Below are 14,750 nucleotides of genomic sequence, written 5' to 3' on the forward strand. Positions count from 1 at the left end.
GCGCGGGTCCGATGCGGAGAGCGGCTCAGCCGAGCGCGGCGACGACCGCGTCGACGAGGGCGACCGAGCGCGGGTCGGCCGGCGTCGACGGACCCATCTGACTGACGGTGTAGCCGAAGGCGAAGCCCCGGTCGCGGTCGGCGAAGGCGACGGACCCACCCAAGCCGTAGTGCCCGAACGCACCCGCGCCCGACATCGGGCGGACGGGGAAGGCGAGCTGGAAGCCCGTCCCGTAGCGGGTCTCGTAGCCGGTCACGGCGTCGAGCCCCTCCGACTGCGGTCGCACGGCGTCGGCCAGCACCTCGGGCGAGACCAGCCGCACGCCGTCCACCTCGCCGATCGTCGCCGCGTACATCCGGGCGATCGCCCGGGCGGTGCCCATCCCGTTGCCCGATGGCAGCTGCGCCGACCAGAGGTCGGGAAGGTTGAGCCAGCCGAGCAGACCCTCGGCGATGAAGAACGAGCGGAAGGACAGCGATCCCGGCGTGAGCATGCGCTGGGTCGCCGCGTCGGGCTCGGCGCGGGGTACGGGCAGCAGCATGGGCGCGACCCGCTCGTGCTGCTCGGCGGGGAGGCCGACGTACAGGTCGAGGCCGAGAGGGCGGCTCACGTGCTCGGCCAGGTAGTCGCCGGGCATCTGGCCACTGACCCGCCTGATCAGCTCGCCGACCAGCCAGGCGTGGGTGATGGCGTGGTAGCCGTGGTCGGCGTCCGGTTCCCACGCCGGCGCCTGCGCTGCGAGCTTGGCTGCGGCCGGCTCCCAGGCGACGATGTCGTCGACGGTGAGTCCGCCGTCGAGGTAGGGCACGCCCGCTCGGTGCGCCATCGCCTGCCGGACCGTGATCCGCTCCTTGCCGGCGGCGCCGAACTCCGGCCAGTAGTCGGCCAGCGGTGCGTCGAGGTCGACCTTCCCCTGGTCGACGAGCTGCAGCACGCAGATCGCCATCGCGCCCTTGGTGACCGACGCAACCATCTGCAACGTGGTGTCGGTGTAGGGGCGCCCGACGCCGTCGGCCACGCCGCCGTACAGGTCGACGACGAGCTCACCGCCCACCATCACCGCACAGCCCGCGCCGACGTCTCCGCGCGACGCAAGGTTCTCCTCGAAGGCCTCTGCGACGCGTTCGAACCCGGGGGCGACCCGCCCGACGGGGTCCACGCTCACACCTCGGGGTCGAGCAGGGACGGGCCCCGGAAGAACTGGGCGCCGGCGAGCAGCAGCGCCTCCTGCGAGGTCAGCTCGAGCCCGGTCACGACCTCGGCCATCGCGAGGCCGACCACGAACGCGTCCGCCTCGTCGTTGTCGTCGTGGACCAGCTGGAAGAGCGGCCGCAGCTCGCTGGGTACGGCGGCGGGATCCTCGACCGCAGCCAGCTGGTGCGCGTCGAAGACGACCGCCGCATCGCGCGCGCAGCCGAAGCGCAGCTGTGCGTCGAGGTTGCTGCGGACGACGGCCGCCGCTCCGCCGCCGCGCGACATCGCCCGCAGCGCGTCGGCGGTGGGGTCGCCGTAGCCGGTGTACTCCACGCCCAGCACGCCACCGTCGATCTCGACCAGCGCCCACGCGGCGAAGTCCGACTCGGTCTCGTCGTCCCACGGGTGGGTGACCGGCTCGTGGAGGTCGACGTCGAGCGCCCGCGCGACGCAGTCGCGCGAGGCCCCGGCGACGACGAGCAGCGTCAGCGACTCCGAGTCACCGAAGGAGTCGATGAGGTCGTCGTAGTACTCGATCGTTGCGGCCACGATTCGGAGGGTAGAACCGATTCCGTGCGCCCGCACGCGTACTAGGAAGTCCTAGCTTCACCCATCAGAGCGGCGACCGCAGGGAGTGCCTGCCGGTCGCTCGGGAGCCAGTCGACCGTGTCGAGCTGGTCGGGGCCGAGACGTCGGAGCTCGTCGTGGTCGGCGCTCGCGTGCGGCGTCTCGGTCGCGGTGGCGAGGAAGAGGCGCAGCACGTAGCGCTCCGAGATCGGCCAGCCGGCCGGGTCGCCGACCTCGGGTCCGACCTCGATGCCGACGCCGAGCTCCTCGCGGATCTCCCGCACCAGCGCGGCTTCAGGCGACTCACCGGGCTCGACCTTGCCGCCGGGGAACTCCCACAGGCCGGCCAGCTCGGCCGGCCCGGTGCGGCGGGCGGCGACGACGTACGACGGTCGCTCGAGCTGGTCGACGATGATCGCGCCGACGACGGTCCGGACCACGCGGCGACGCTATCCGTTCTCGGCGTCCGAGGCCGGGCGCTGCCGGGGCAGGCTCGCGACGGCGTTCTTCGCCAGCACCACTCCCAGACCGACGGCGGCGAAGAGGCCGAGCACGACGAACGGCTCGGTGGTCGACGCGTCGGGGAAGTAGAGCGCGTCGCGCACCACCGTCGCACCCGCCCCCGGCGGCAGCAGCTGGCCGACCACCCGGCCCGCCGTCGGCAGCATCTCGGGTGCGATCGACGACCCGGAGATGATGATGCCGAGCGTGAAGTAGAGCATGCCGAGCGAGGTGCCGGCCGGTCCGACGAGGGCGACCGCGGCCGCGATCGATGCGGTGATCGCGAGCGAGATCAGCGCGAACCCCCAGAAGAGCGACCACTTGTCGGCGCCGGCGCCGATCCCGAAGAACGACATCGCGACCAGGGCGACCCCGGCGCTGAGGACGGCGTAGCCGACCAGGAGCGAGGCATGACGAACGCCGTTGAGCAGTGACCGCTCGGTCATCTTCCGCAGCTGGCCGAGCGCGAGCGAGGCGATCGAGCCGCCGAGGGCGAGCGCCTGGATCAGGAAGCCGAGCGAGCTGCCGGCCGAATCGTCCGCCGGCAACGGCACCACGTCGACGACCTTCGGCGGGCCGGCCTTGGTCCCGAGCTTCTCGTAGTAGACCTGGCTGTAGGAGACCTTCAACAGGTTGGCGACCGCCGGCGAGGCCGCGGTGGCCACGTAGAGCGTGGGCTTGCCGCGGACGATCGTGACGCCGCCGTACGCCTCGCGCCGGTCGATCGCCGTGGTGAGCTCGCGCGGGTCGTCGTAGTGGTCGACGGCGAACTGTCCGTCGCTCTCGAGCTGCGCGGTGATCGCTTGAGCCTGTTGCTTCGTCGCGACGAGGCCGACGGGGAGGTCGTGCGGCTGTGGCGAGTGCGCCATCGCGAGGTAGTAGACACCGAGCAGGAGCTGGATGACGGCCCCGGCGAGGGCTATCGCGACCGCGTAGCGGCGGATGGTGCGGGCGCTCGTGGTTTCAGAGGTCGAGACCGTCACGGAGGACAGCGTGGCAGAAACGGCCCTACGCTGCGCGGATGGACGTGCTGCGCACCCCGGACGCCCGCTTCGACGCCCTACCGGGCTACCCGTTCGCCCCGCATTACCTCGACGTGAGAGCCTCCGGCACCGACCCGGTGCGGATGCACTACGTCGACGAAGGGCCGCGCGAGGGGCGGGTCGTGGTGCTGCTGCACGGCGAGCCGTCGTGGAGCTACCTCTACCGCACGATGATCCCGCCGCTCGTCGACGCCGGTCACCGCGTGCTCGCACCCGACCTGATCGGCTTCGGCAGGTCGGACAAGCCGACGGCGGTCGCCGACTACTCCTACCTGCGCCACGTCGAGTGGGTGACCGCGTGGATCGAGGCGCTCGACCTGACCGACATCACCGTCTTCGTGCAGGACTGGGGTTCGCTCATCGGGCTGCGCATCGCAGCGGAGCAGGAGCACCGGTTCAGCCGGATCGTCGTCGGCAACGGCTTCCTGCCCACCGCCGACCGCGGGGTGCCGGTGGCCTTCAGGATCTGGCGGGCGTTCGCCCGCTTCACCCCGGTCTTCCCGGCCGGGCGGATCGTCCGGGCCGGCACGGTGACCACGCTGCCGAAGGACGTCGTCAAGGCGTACGACGCCCCCTACCCGTCCGCGAGGTACCAGGCCGGAGCGCGGGCGTTCCCGGGCCTGGTGCCGACCTCGCCCGACGACCCGGCGGTCCCGGCCAACCGGGCCGCGTGGGAGGTGCTCGGCCGCTGGGAGAAGCCGTTCCTCTGTGTCTTCGGGGCCAACGACCCGATCCTCGGCAAGGGCGACAAGCCGCTCATCGCGCACGTGCCCGGCGCAGCGGGCCAGCCGCACGACCGGATCCGCGCCGGTCACTTCCTCCAGGAGGACGCAGGGCCCGAGCTCGCACGCCGGATCATCGCCTGGGGGGCCTGAGGACCGGAGTCGGCGGGTGCGAGTGGCCCACGGATCACTCCGGCTCCATCGACCCAGCCTTCAGCCGCAGTTGTCGCAGACGCCGGTCGAAGGGATGGCCATGAAGCAGGTCGGACAGACGTTGACGAGGGGCTCGACCTTCTTCGGCGCGGCCGGCTTCGTCGCGCGCGGCGCGCGGACCCGCGCCGGCTTCGGCGGCGGGGCGGTCACGACGGGTGCCGGTGGCGGCGGGGGTGGCTCCCAGCCGGGCGGCTCCGGCGCCTCGATGCCGAGGAGCGCGAGCACCTCGCGGGCGGCCTCGGTCGGACGGTGCTTCGGCGTGGTCACGATGTCGTGCGGCGACGCGCCGCCCTCGAGGAACGTCTGCGCGTCGGGCCGCATCGCGGGCGGGATCCGGCGGTGCCGCCAGCGCGGCGGCGCGGTGCCGCGCTGGGTGATCGTCACCAGGTCGGGTCGCGACCAGGCGACCAGGGTCCAGTCGTTCTCACGGCTGATCGCCCACACGCCCATGGGGGTGTCGCCCGCCTCCCCGGCAGCGTGCAGGGCGATCCGCTCGGGATTGAGGAACTTGCCCTCCACGAGCAGCACGTCGGGCAGCGGGCGGCCGACGGTGTAACCCTCCACACGCAGCGTGCCGGCGGCATCAGCCAGCGGGTCGTCGATCGGATCCGGGGCCACACCCCGACGTTATCGGGCGCGGTCAACCGTCGGACAGCGACCCCGGATCGTCGGGTACGTCGACGGCGTGCTCCTGCAGCACCTCGATCCGGATCACCTCGAGCGCGCGCTCGTTGGTCGAGGCGAGCACGACGGGAGCGGCCACCCCGTCGCCGTACGCCTGCAGCCAGCGCAGCGCCACCACGCACCACCGGTCGCCGGGGCTCAGGCCGGGGAAGCTCCATTCCGGGCGCGGGGTCGAGAGGTCGTTGCCGACCGCCTTCTGGTGGGCGAGGAACTCCTCGGTCATCACCGCGCAGACCGCGTGGAGACCCTGGTCGTCCGGACCGCAGGAGCAGTTGCCGTCGCGGTAGAAACCGGTCAACGGGTCGGTGCCGCAGGGCTCGAGCTCGCCGCCGAGGACGTTGCGTTCGGGCATGCAGCGAGCCTAGGGCCGGATGGACCGCGCTCGCGCCGGGTAGTTTCGCGGCATGGACACCGCGATCAATCTCGGGCGCCCGACGCAGGGCGACGTCATCGACCTCATCCTGGAGGACCATCGGCTCTTCGAGCGGCTGCTGCGACAGCTGCGCGACTCGACCCAGGACCGCGACGCCGTGCGCCAGGCCTTCGCGCACGTGCTCATCGCGCACGGAGAGGCCGAGGAGGAGCTGGTCTACCCGGTGCTGCGCAAGGCCGCCGCCGACGTCACCGAGCACGACGTCGAGCACGGGCACGAGGAGCACGCCGAGGGCAACGAGGCGCTCCTCGCGTTGCTCGAGCTCAAGGGCACCGACACGAAGGCCTTCGACGACGCGCTCGAGGAGCTCAGCAACCTCATCGCCCACCACATCGCCGAGGAGGAGATCTCGATCCTCAGCCCGGCCCGCGAGGAGGTCTCCGAGCGGGTGCGCGCCGACCTCGGCCCGAAGTGGGCGGCCCGCCGCAACGAGCTGGTCGACGAGGGGTGCGGCTCGGTCGACAACGTGCGCCGGATCGTGGAGGCGGCCAAGGAGGAAGGCGTCCTCGACGACTAGCGTCCCGCCGAGCAGCGGTCAGGGGAGTGGCGATCAGGGGAGCGGCAGCATCGTCGAGCCGGCCTCGACCGTCTCGCGACCGACCGTGCGGCGCACGATCGAGCGGTAGCGCCAGATCTGGACGATGCCCAGACCCCAGACCAGGTACTGCGTGCTCATCGCCACGCGGAACGCGCCGTCGGTGTAGTCGTCCGACGAGCCCGGCGTCATCAGGTCGAGCACGAAGCCGATCGCGAAGACGGCGATCAGGGCGGCGACGAACCCGCCGACGTTGATGATGCCGCTCGCGCTGGCCATCCGGTCGGGCGGGTTGGAGGTGCGCGCGACGTCGAACGCGATCATCGAAGCAGGGCCGCCGCAGCCGCACGTCACGACGAGGACCACGAGCAGCCACAGCGGGGCGTCGCCGGGCCAAGCGAGCACGGCGGTCCAGGCGACGATCATCGCCGCGACCGTGGAGAGGGCGATCGTCGAGCGGTGCCACGGGTGGTTGCCGACCAGCCAGCCCAGGACCGGCCCGGAGGCGACGACCGCCACCACGATCACGCTGAGCAGCGCGCCCGCGACCGTCTTCGAGACACCCTCGCTCAGCACGAGGAACGGGTAGCCCCACAACATGACCAGCACGCTGGCGCTGAACGGCGTCGTGAAGTGCACCCAGAAGCCGAGCCGCGTGCCCGGCTGCGCCCACGACGCGCCCAGGCTGGAGAGCAGCGTGAGGCGTGACATCGGGTGGCCGCGGTGGTGGCGCTGCTCGGGGGTGTCGCGCACGAAGAGCAGCAGCGCGGCGAGCAGCACCGGCCCGACCGCGGCGGAGATCAGGTACGCCCTGGTCCAGCCGAGCTCGGAGAGCGCCCAGGTCATCGGTACGGCGGCGGCGATCGACCCGATCTGGCCCATGCTGCCCGTGAGCTGGGTCAGGAGTGGGATCTGGCGGGCGGCGAACCAGGTGCTGACCAGCCGAAGGACGCAGATGAAGGTCATCGCGTCGCCCAGTCCCACGAAGACACGTGCCGCGAGCGCCTCCGGGTAGGTCGTGGCGAGGGCGAAGCCGGCCTGCGCCAGGCTGATCGTGACCACGCCCGCGGTCAGCACCGTGCGCGGTCCGAAGCGGTCGACCAGCAGTCCGACGGGGATCTGCATGCCGGCGTACACGAGGAGCTGGAGCATGGTGAACGCCGCGAGCTGGCTGGCGGAGAGGTCGAACCGCTCGGTCGCGGCCAGGCCGGCGACGGCGAGGCTGGTCCGGTGGAAGACCGCCGTGACGTAGACGGCGAGCCCGACGCCCCAGATCAACCAGGCGCGGCGGGGGGTGGGCACGCGATCGAACGTACCGGTCGGGACCGCCGGGACCTGCGCGGTCTCAGGGTGACTACTCCGGACCGCCCGGCGCGTGGCCACGTCTGGCTACGGATGGCCTGATCTGAACGTGCCATTCCCAGCGCAGCCACCGGGTGCCACCATCGCCGCATGGCGTACTTCGACGTGGCTGCGGATGCCTATGTGCAGTTCATGGGCCGCTTCTCCGCGCCCCTCGCCGAGCAGTTCGCCGACGTGGGGCTGGCCGGTGTGGACCTGGACGCGCGGGTCCTCGACGTGGGCTGCGGCCCCGGCATGCTGACCGCGGTGCTGGCCAAGCGGTGCGGCGAGGCCGCGGTGAGCGCGGTGGAGCCGATGGAGGCCTTCATGGCGGCCACCGCAGCGGCCTTCCCGGCGGCCGACGTGCGCCTGGCGCGCGCCGAGGAGCTGCCCTTCGCCGACGACGTCTTCGGCGCGGCACTGGCTCAGCTGGTCGTGCACTTCATGGGCGACCCGGTGCAGGGTGTGCGCGAGATGGCGCGCGTGACCGCTCCCGGTGGTCGGGTGTCGGCGTGCGTGTGGGACCACGCCAACGAGCGCGGCGCCCTCTCGCCGTTCTGGAAGGTCGTCCACCGGCACGACCCCGGGGCCGAGGGCGAAGGACGGCTCCCCGGCTCCTGGGAGGGCGGCCTCACGGAGATCTTCACCGGGGCTGGCGTGCGCGAGGTCGAGGAGAGCCTGCTGACGGTGAGCCTGGAGTTCGCCACCTTCGAGGAGTGGTGGACGCCGTTCACGATGGCCGTCGGCCCGGCCGGTGCCTACTACCTGGGGCTCAACCAGATCGAGCGGGCCGGCCTGGTCGCTGCGCTCCGTGAGGAGTACGGCGACGGGCCGATGACGGTCCGGGCGAGTGCCTGGACCGCCACCGGCATCGTGTGACGGCGCCGCTGTGGGGCGCCGTCGCACGACGGCCGCGCGGGTCACCCGTCACGCGGCGGTGTCGACCTTCTTCGGAGGCCGGCCCCGCCGCGGCACACCGGCCTGCGGCTTGCCGTTGTCGAGCAGGACACCGCCCCAGACGCCGTACTCGTCGCGCCGGAGGCCGAGCTCGAGGCACAGCTCGCGCACCGGGCAGGCCGCACAGACCGCCACGGCAGCGGCGAGACCCGCCTCGTCGGTCGGGTGGAAGAGGTCGGGGTCGGGGTGGTCCGCGCAGGCCCACACGATCGTCGGGTCGTGCGGCGTCGGCGCGCTGAAGGCGACCGTCACGCCCTTGGTGTCGAACCGGTCCTCGTGGGCCAGGATCTTCCGCTTCGTCATCGCCTTCACCTCCTTGTGTCGTCGGCGATGTGGTGGGTGGGGATGGGTGGGTGCGCGAAAAATGCGAAAGGCCGCTCCCCGCGCGTCAGCGCTGGAGCGGCCCGTGGCCGGTGCACGTGCACCTAGCCGGGCGGCTCCAGCGTGAGCGGCTCCTGACCCTCGGTCCTGCGCGAGGACGTCGGGAGCGGGGAGCCGTTGAACAAGGGGTACCGGTGGGCAGCACCCGTCGCACGGACCGCGCTGCGGTTCGTGTCGATGAGGGTGCGACAGCTGCCCACGTCGTGCTCCTTGCCTGTGCGCGCGAGGACGGCCCTCGCGTGACCACCAGGGTAGGACCCCGGATCCCTCCGGGGCCAACGCTTTACGGGCTCAGATCTCGCGGCTGGCGCCGGGGGCTCCGGGCCCGGGCACCGACCCCGGGGGCGGCGGGCTCAGCTGGCCGGTCCGGATCCAGTCGATCGCGAAGTCGGTGGGGTTCAGCGGGTCGACCATCACGCCGAGCAGGCCGCCGGGCTGGAGCCGCCCGAGGTTCATCGCGGCGACGACGTGGTCGCAGGTCACGACGTACGGCTCGTAGCCGTCGGCGCGCTCGACGCGCGCGGTCACCCGCACCACCGGGGACATGCCGGCGTAGGAGCCGACCTGTTGCGAGGCGGTGACCGTCGCCGTGCCCGGCAGGCCCTCGCCGTTGGTCAGCTGGAGGTGCCGCGACATCCGCAGGCCGAGGTCGGTGTTGTCGGCCGCCTCGCGCATCTGGTTGGGGATGTCGGCGAGCTGGCCGAAGAACGTCGATGGCTTTCCCTGTTGCTGGAGCTGCTGCTGGTTGGCGCGGTACATCCGCTGCCAGTCGCCGAAGATCCCCATGGCGCGGACCTCAGTAGCCGAGGAACTTGCGGAACTGCTGGCCCACCGCCATCGACTGGCCCATCCGGGCCACCCAGCCGTCGAGCGCGGCCTTGGCGTCGGCAGCGGACACGCCCCCCTCGCCGGCGATCGTGATCAGGCCGGCCTCGTCGTTGACCCCGCGGGTCTGGGCCTCCCGCGCCCAGTTGGCGTAGTCCTGGAGGGAGACGCCGTTGATGGGTTCCCAGATCGGGTCGTTCTCGGCGACGGAGCGGGTCGACGGACCGCCCATGATCGCCGGGTCGATCGGGCCGGCGCCCTGGACGTGCACCATCCCAGGCTGACCGGCCTGGGCGGCCTGGCCGCCGAGTGCGTCCTTGGCCTTGCTGAAGAAACCCATGACGTCTCCTTCCGGCCGCAGCGCGACCACTGATCTGCCCTCCGCAGGCGAACGTAGGACGCCCGGCCGGCGCGCGTCCGGCGCCGCCGTCTCAAACCGGTCTCAAACGCCGATCATCCGATCGGGTCATGGTCGACGACCCGGCGGTTGCCCTACCGTGCGCACCATGGCCGATCAGCCCGATCCCCCTGACGAGTGGCGCGTCTACAAGAGCGACCCCACGCCTGATCCCGAGCCTGCCGACACCCCACCGCCCCACGTGCCCTACGGGTCGGGCCCGCACGTGCCGTACGGCGCCGCGCGCGCCCCCGGGTCGGGCGTCCCACCGGTCGTGGCCAGGTCGCGGTCGGTCGCCCCGCGGCTGCTGGTCGTGGCGATCGCCGTGGCGCTGATCGGCGCGGGCATCGCGGGTGTCGCGGCGATCTTCTCGGCGGTCGGCGACGGGATCGGGTTCGGTGGGATCGACGCCAAGGACCCCGACGACTTCGCGGCCCTCATCGACAAGCTCGAGGAGGAGAAGGGCACGACGGTGGTGCAGGAGGTCAACTTCTACACCGACTACATCATCGTCTACATGCCCTACACCGACGACCCCGGTGACGACCGGCAGATCAGCTACACCTGGCGCGGCCACGACCTGGAGGAGTGGACCCGGGGCACGTCGACCGAGCCGACCTTCGACCTCGAGGACATCGACCCCGAGGTCATCGACGGGATGTGCGACCCGGTGCTCGACCTGGCCGAGGAGGCCAAGAAGGACGACTGCTACGTCTTCCTGGACAGGCCCGAGGACGGCCAGGCGTGGTTCCGGGCGTCGGCGAGCGACGACTTCGGACGGTCGGTGCAGGTCACCTACGACAAGGACGGCAAGGAGCTCGAGCGCACCTGCAACGGTCTCCCGTGCACCTGATCAGGCGCTGAGCGCGTCCAGCTCGTCGAGCGGGACCGGCAACAGCCGCTCGTCGTTCGCCGCGTGCACCACCTCGCACGGCACACCGGCCAGCCGCGCCGCGGTGTAGAGCGCGGCCGCCCACAGCCGGTCGGTGCGGTCGAGGCCGCCGCGCCCCGGGCGCGTCCGCAGGAAGGCGACCCGACCACCCGGCACCTGGTCGGTCGTCCACTCCTCGAGGAGGTCCTGCAGTTCCGGCGCGGACGGGTCCGGAGCCACCATCCGCGACGGTGCAGGGACCTCGATGAGGGTCTTGTGCGGACGGCCGTCGGGATGGAGGAACACGACCCACAGGCTGGTGCGCGTGAAGCCCAGCGGCTCCATCATCGCACGCCACGTCTGCTCGAGGTCGCTCTGGGTGGTGATCGGTGCGTCGGTCATGGCGCCACCCTGCGCTCCGCGCGACCACGGCGGGAGGGGGTGGATCAGTTGTCCACAACGCCGGCGGCACGGGCCACGTCGCCGTACGCCCTCGCCAGGCTGGCGACGGTCTCGTGCGCGTTGAGGCCGCTCGGGTTCGGCACCACCCACAGCTCGGCGGGTCCGAGGGGCTCGGGCTGCCGTCCCATGACGGCCTTGGGACGACCGAACGCCGTGCGGTAGGCGGTGATGCCGGCCACCGCGACGACGCGCGGCCGCAGTCGCTCGACGAGGGCACGGAGTGCCGTGCCGCCCGCCTCGAGCTCCGCCCTGGTCAGCTCGGAGGCCTTCGCCGTCGCGCGGGGGGCCAGGTTGGTGATCCCGATGCCGCGGGCCCGCAGCGCGTCGCGGTCGGCATCGGTCATCCCGGCCGCGGGGTCGATGGGCTCGAGGATCACCCCGCCCTGGAGCAGGGCGGGGTAGAAGCGGTTGCCGGGGTGCGCGAAGTGGGTCTGGGTGGCCGCGGTCCAGAGGCCCGGGTTGATGCCGACGAACAGCAGCCGCAGCTCCTGGTCGGGCGAGGTCGGCAGCAGGTCGGGCACGACCGCGTCGCGGAAGGAGTCGAGCTCGGCCCGGGAGAAGGTACGGCGCACCGCCCCATCCTGCCCGGGACGGAACCGCGCACCGCGCGCTACCGTCCCAACCACCATGAAGCCTCTTCTCGGATCGCTGGTCCTCCTCGGTGTCCTCACCGCGCTCGCGGGCTGCGACGGCGACGCGGACGAGAGCGCGTCGGACCCGGCGACCGGCACGTCGTCGTCGTCAACGACCGCCGGCGGCGCCGAGGTCGTCGCGATCGTCGGCGGCAGCGCGGCCGGGGGCGCCGTCGGTCGCTCGATCACCGTCCTCGACACCGCTGAGGCGCAGCGTGACTTCCTCCACCAGTTCCGGTCACCGGTCTTCGCCCACGACGTCCGGGCCGCGATCCGGGCCCACCCACCCGCGGAGGGCCGGGTGCTCGGGGCAGTCGTCATCGACGTCTCCTGCGACGTCCCGCCGTCGGCGACGGTCGAGGAGGTCGACGGGCAGTACGTCGTCACGCCCGGCAAGGTCGCGAGCCCGCACCCCGAGTGCTACGCCGCCGTCACCAGCGTCGCGGTCGTCGACCTGCCGGCCTAGGGGTTGTAGCTCACCACGAGCCCGTTGGGCACCGACCTCAGGAAGCCGTCGGACGGGGTGTTGATGACCTTCAGGTGCCCGCGCTTCTGCGCGGCGAGGGTGGTCGAGCCGCCCCCGTCGAGGTTGAGCGCGTCCTCGGCGCCGAGGCGCTTCATCATGTTGGCCAGCTCGAGCATGGTGTAGCCACGGCTGAAGGTCTGCCGGCCGTCGACGACCAGGATGATGATCTCCTTGGTGTCGCGGTCGACGCCGACCGCCGTACGCGGGTGCATCTCACCGTCGTCGCTCACCGTCGGCTGGCGCTTCTTCAACAGCAGCGAGTTGCCGGTGAGCGCCATCCGCACCTCGCCGTCGAGGTGGCGGCGCACCCGGACCGTCGAGCCCACCGTGAGCTCCGCGAGTCGGCGTGAGGGCAGCGCACCGCGGGCGACGATGAGGGTGCCCTGGATGCGGGTCCGGTTGGGCAGGGTGGTGCCTGTCGCCACGACCTCGTGGTCGACGACCCGAACCCAACGCACGTTGCGGGTCTGCAGGTCGGTCCAGCCCCAGCCGGCCGAGCGGCCGAAGCGCCAGTCGTAGATGCCGGTGCCGTCGACCTTCACGCGCGCGGAGTTGTAGTTGGTGACGTCGATCTCGGGATGTCCGACGACCTCGGCGACCATCGGCAGCTCGCCGACGTGCCACTTGCCCTCGGTGTTCTGGGAGATCGCGTTGTTCCAGCCGGAGTCGAGGGCGTTGAGGAGCAGGCCGTTGCGGTCGCGGCCGATGCCCAGCGGTGCGCCGGTGTCACTGATGTCGTAGAAGTCGCCGTTGGTGCCGGCGATCACGCCGGGGGTGCTGCTCAGCATGTCCGGCACGGGCTGCACACGGCGGGTGCGGGTGCCGTGGGCGACGTCGACGCTGATCCCTGGGGTGCGCCACTTGACGCGGGTGACGAAGTAGCGCACCGGCCCGCGCGGCGTACGCGCGTCCCAGCCGGTGATGGTGACCCCCGGGGCGGGGGAGTAGTCGAGCCGCTTCGTGCGGGAGATCAGGGCTCGCTGGCCGGGCTCGACCGGCGGGGCGATCTCACCCGGGACCTGGTCGGACGTCTGCCACGTGTGCGGGTCGTCCGGGTCGGGCTTCGGGCCCAGCTCGTGCACGGACGTCGCGCCTGCCTGCTCTGCCGCAGGCGGCCCGGCCGGATCGTCGTTCTTGACGAACACCAGGGCGCCGGCGGTCGCCAGCAGGCACAGCACCAGAATTTCGGGGAAGCGGCGCAGCATGTCTGCCAGGTTAGGAAAGCCGAACCCCGGTCTCCGGGAGGCTGCGCCCATCGGCGTGGCAGGTCGGGCCTGCCGCCCGCCGGGCCGAGGAGCGGCGATGATGGCGGAGTGCCGGAGCCGTGGAACACCTTCGCCGAGGGCGACAACCTCGACGTGATCCGCACCCTGCCCGCGTCATCGGTCGACCTGGTCTACATCGACCCGCCCTACAACACCGGCAGCACGTTCGCCTACCTCGACCGGTTCGCCGACCATGCGGCCTGGGTGACGATGATGCGGCCGCGACTGCAGGAGGCCCGGCGGGTGCTGGCCGACACCGGCGCGATCTTCGTGAGCATCGACGACAAGGAGGCGGCCCATCTCCGGCTGCTCCTCGACGAGGTCTTCGGGGAGGCCTGCTTCCTCGCGCAGGTCGTGGTGAACCTCAATCCCAAGGGCCGCCAGCTCGGCAACGGCTTCGCGACCTCTCACGAGTACCTCCTCGTCTATGCGAGGGACGCGCGCCTCTGTGCCCTCGACGCCTCGAGCCCGGATCTCGTCGTCGAGGCCGACTTCCCGCTGGTGGCCGATGACGGCCGCCGCTACCGACGCCTGCCCCTGCGCAACACCAACAAGAAGTTCAACCCGCTGACGGCGCCCACGCTGCACTTCGCGATCTGGGGCGACCCCGACACCGGCGCCGTGCGCACTGCTCCGTTCGACGGTGCGGTCGAGATCAAGCCGGTCTTCGGCGACGGCTCACCCGCGGTCTGGCGCTGGTCGCGACCGCGCATCGACGAGCGTCCCGACGACCTGGTCTGCCGCAGGGTCCGGGGCGTCGCGGGCGACCGGGTCGACGTCTTCCAGCGCGACTGGCGCCACCCCGTCGGCGGGCGGCGCAAGAAGCTGCGGACGATCTGGCTCGCGGAGGAGGTCGGCTCGACCGACACCGCCGTCGCGGAGCTGAAGGAGCTGGTCGGGAAGGTCTTCGAGTCGCCGAAGCCGACCGGGCTGGTGCGGAGGATCCTCGAGACGATGCCCGACGACGCGCGGGTGCTCGACTTCTTCGCCGGCAGCGGCACGACCGGGCACGCCGTGGCCCTCGCGAACGCGGCGGACGGCGGTCGTCGTACCTGCTTGTCGGTCAACAGCGCCGAGCCGGTCCGGCCGGGGTCCCACGCCGACCTCGCCGGCTACCGCACCGTCGCCGACGTCACCCGCGCTCGCCTGCGGGCGGTGGCGGAGCGGATCGGCGGCGGCTTCACCGAGTCGTAGTTGTGAG

19 protein-coding genes are annotated in these 14,750 nt (G+C 72.1%); 6 read left to right on the forward strand and 13 right to left on the reverse strand.

Features of this window, described 5'->3' with window-relative positions:
- Positions 1-25: 25 nt before the first annotated feature.
- From ACAX67_RS05445 to ACAX67_RS05460, 4 genes are read right to left on the reverse strand one after another with little or no spacing between them, the layout of a single operon-like run.
- On the reverse strand, positions 26-1,159 hold the full coding sequence (locus tag ACAX67_RS05445; protein ID WP_370702795.1) for a serine hydrolase domain-containing protein: 1,134 nt from the start codon (positions 1,157-1,159) through the stop codon (positions 26-28).
- A gap of 2 nt (positions 1,160-1,161) precedes the next feature.
- Positions 1,162-1,743 carry a DUF6461 domain-containing protein gene (locus ACAX67_RS05450; protein WP_370702796.1) on the reverse strand — a complete coding sequence of 194 codons (582 nt, stop codon included), beginning with the start codon at positions 1,741-1,743 and terminating at the stop codon, positions 1,162-1,164.
- A gap of 41 nt (positions 1,744-1,784) precedes the next feature.
- Positions 1,785-2,201: a (deoxy)nucleoside triphosphate pyrophosphohydrolase gene (locus tag ACAX67_RS05455; RefSeq protein WP_370702797.1), complete on the reverse strand. Its 417-nt coding sequence runs from the start codon at positions 2,199-2,201 to the stop codon at positions 1,785-1,787.
- A gap of 9 nt (positions 2,202-2,210) precedes the next feature.
- Positions 2,211-3,245 (reverse strand): ABC transporter permease, encoded by a 1,035-nt coding sequence (locus ACAX67_RS05460; RefSeq protein WP_370702798.1) that lies wholly within the window; start codon positions 3,243-3,245, stop codon positions 2,211-2,213.
- 38 nt (positions 3,246-3,283) lie between these two features.
- Here ACAX67_RS05460 and ACAX67_RS05465 point away from each other — a divergent pair, with 38 nt between their 5' ends.
- Positions 3,284-4,180: a haloalkane dehalogenase gene (locus ACAX67_RS05465; protein WP_370702799.1), complete on the forward strand. Its 897-nt coding sequence runs from the start codon at positions 3,284-3,286 to the stop codon at positions 4,178-4,180.
- A 60-nt stretch (positions 4,181-4,240) separates the two neighbouring features.
- Here ACAX67_RS05465 and ACAX67_RS05470 read toward each other — a convergent pair whose 3' ends face one another.
- A complete protein-coding gene (locus tag ACAX67_RS05470; RefSeq protein ID WP_370702800.1) occupies positions 4,241-4,858 on the reverse strand; it encodes a hypothetical protein in 618 nt (205 codons plus the stop codon).
- 22 nt (positions 4,859-4,880) lie between these two features.
- Complete coding sequence (locus tag ACAX67_RS05475; protein WP_370702801.1) at positions 4,881-5,276, reverse strand: DUF2237 family protein; 396 nt, start codon at positions 5,274-5,276, stop codon at positions 4,881-4,883.
- Positions 5,277-5,328: 52 nt separating this feature from the next.
- Between ACAX67_RS05475 and ACAX67_RS05480 the strand changes: the two genes are divergently transcribed.
- On the forward strand, positions 5,329-5,874 hold the full coding sequence (locus tag ACAX67_RS05480; RefSeq protein ID WP_370702802.1) for a hemerythrin domain-containing protein: 546 nt from the start codon (positions 5,329-5,331) through the stop codon (positions 5,872-5,874).
- Positions 5,875-5,907: 33 nt separating this feature from the next.
- On the opposite strand, the gene ACAX67_RS05485 is transcribed toward ACAX67_RS05480, so the two are convergent.
- On the reverse strand, positions 5,908-7,194 hold the full coding sequence (locus ACAX67_RS05485; protein ID WP_370702803.1) for an MFS transporter: 1,287 nt from the start codon (positions 7,192-7,194) through the stop codon (positions 5,908-5,910).
- A gap of 150 nt (positions 7,195-7,344) precedes the next feature.
- Between ACAX67_RS05485 and ACAX67_RS05490 the strand changes: the two genes are divergently transcribed.
- Positions 7,345-8,112, forward strand: a complete 768-nt coding sequence (locus ACAX67_RS05490) for a methyltransferase domain-containing protein (protein ID WP_370702804.1) — start codon at positions 7,345-7,347, stop codon at positions 8,110-8,112.
- 48 nt (positions 8,113-8,160) lie between these two features.
- On the opposite strand, the gene ACAX67_RS05495 is transcribed toward ACAX67_RS05490, so the two are convergent.
- From ACAX67_RS05495 to ACAX67_RS05505, 3 genes are all read right to left on the reverse strand, one after another.
- The gene (locus ACAX67_RS05495; RefSeq protein ID WP_370702805.1) at positions 8,161-8,493 is read right to left on the reverse strand and encodes a WhiB family transcriptional regulator; all 333 of its coding nucleotides are present in this window, start codon (positions 8,491-8,493) and stop codon (positions 8,161-8,163) included.
- Between the two features lie 369 nt (positions 8,494-8,862).
- Positions 8,863-9,357 carry a hypothetical protein gene (locus tag ACAX67_RS05500; RefSeq protein WP_370702806.1) on the reverse strand — a complete coding sequence of 165 codons (495 nt, stop codon included), beginning with the start codon at positions 9,355-9,357 and terminating at the stop codon, positions 8,863-8,865.
- A 10-nt stretch (positions 9,358-9,367) separates the two neighbouring features.
- Positions 9,368-9,736: a hypothetical protein gene (locus ACAX67_RS05505; RefSeq protein ID WP_370702807.1), complete on the reverse strand. Its 369-nt coding sequence runs from the start codon at positions 9,734-9,736 to the stop codon at positions 9,368-9,370.
- A gap of 166 nt (positions 9,737-9,902) precedes the next feature.
- On the opposite strand from ACAX67_RS05505, the gene ACAX67_RS05510 reads away from it, so the two are divergent.
- On the forward strand, positions 9,903-10,646 hold the full coding sequence (locus ACAX67_RS05510) for a carbohydrate kinase family protein (protein ID WP_370702808.1): 744 nt from the start codon (positions 9,903-9,905) through the stop codon (positions 10,644-10,646).
- Here ACAX67_RS05510 and ACAX67_RS05515 read toward each other — a convergent pair whose 3' ends face one another.
- Complete coding sequence (locus ACAX67_RS05515) at positions 10,647-11,066, reverse strand: hypothetical protein (protein WP_370702809.1); 420 nt, start codon at positions 11,064-11,066, stop codon at positions 10,647-10,649.
- Positions 11,067-11,110: 44 nt separating this feature from the next.
- Positions 11,111-11,698 (reverse strand): mismatch-specific DNA-glycosylase, encoded by a 588-nt coding sequence (locus ACAX67_RS05520; RefSeq protein ID WP_370702810.1) that lies wholly within the window; start codon positions 11,696-11,698, stop codon positions 11,111-11,113.
- A gap of 55 nt (positions 11,699-11,753) precedes the next feature.
- On the opposite strand from ACAX67_RS05520, the gene ACAX67_RS05525 reads away from it, so the two are divergent.
- Positions 11,754-12,224, forward strand: a complete 471-nt coding sequence (locus ACAX67_RS05525) for a hypothetical protein (RefSeq protein ID WP_370702811.1) — start codon at positions 11,754-11,756, stop codon at positions 12,222-12,224.
- Here ACAX67_RS05525 and ACAX67_RS05530 read toward each other — a convergent pair.
- On the reverse strand, positions 12,221-13,489 hold the full coding sequence (locus ACAX67_RS05530) for a phosphodiester glycosidase family protein (RefSeq protein ID WP_370702812.1): 1,269 nt from the start codon (positions 13,487-13,489) through the stop codon (positions 12,221-12,223). The two genes, ACAX67_RS05525 and ACAX67_RS05530, sit on opposite strands and share 4 nt — an antisense overlap.
- 108 nt (positions 13,490-13,597) lie before the next feature.
- On the opposite strand from ACAX67_RS05530, the gene ACAX67_RS05535 reads away from it, so the two are divergent.
- Entirely contained in the window at positions 13,598-14,743 is a 1,146-nt protein-coding gene (locus ACAX67_RS05535) for a site-specific DNA-methyltransferase (protein ID WP_370702813.1), read from the forward strand.
- Positions 14,744-14,750: the final 7 nt, after the last annotated feature.

The organism is Nocardioides candidus, from assembly GCF_041321175.1.
Lineage (GTDB): Bacteria > Actinomycetota > Actinomycetes > Propionibacteriales > Nocardioidaceae > Nocardioides.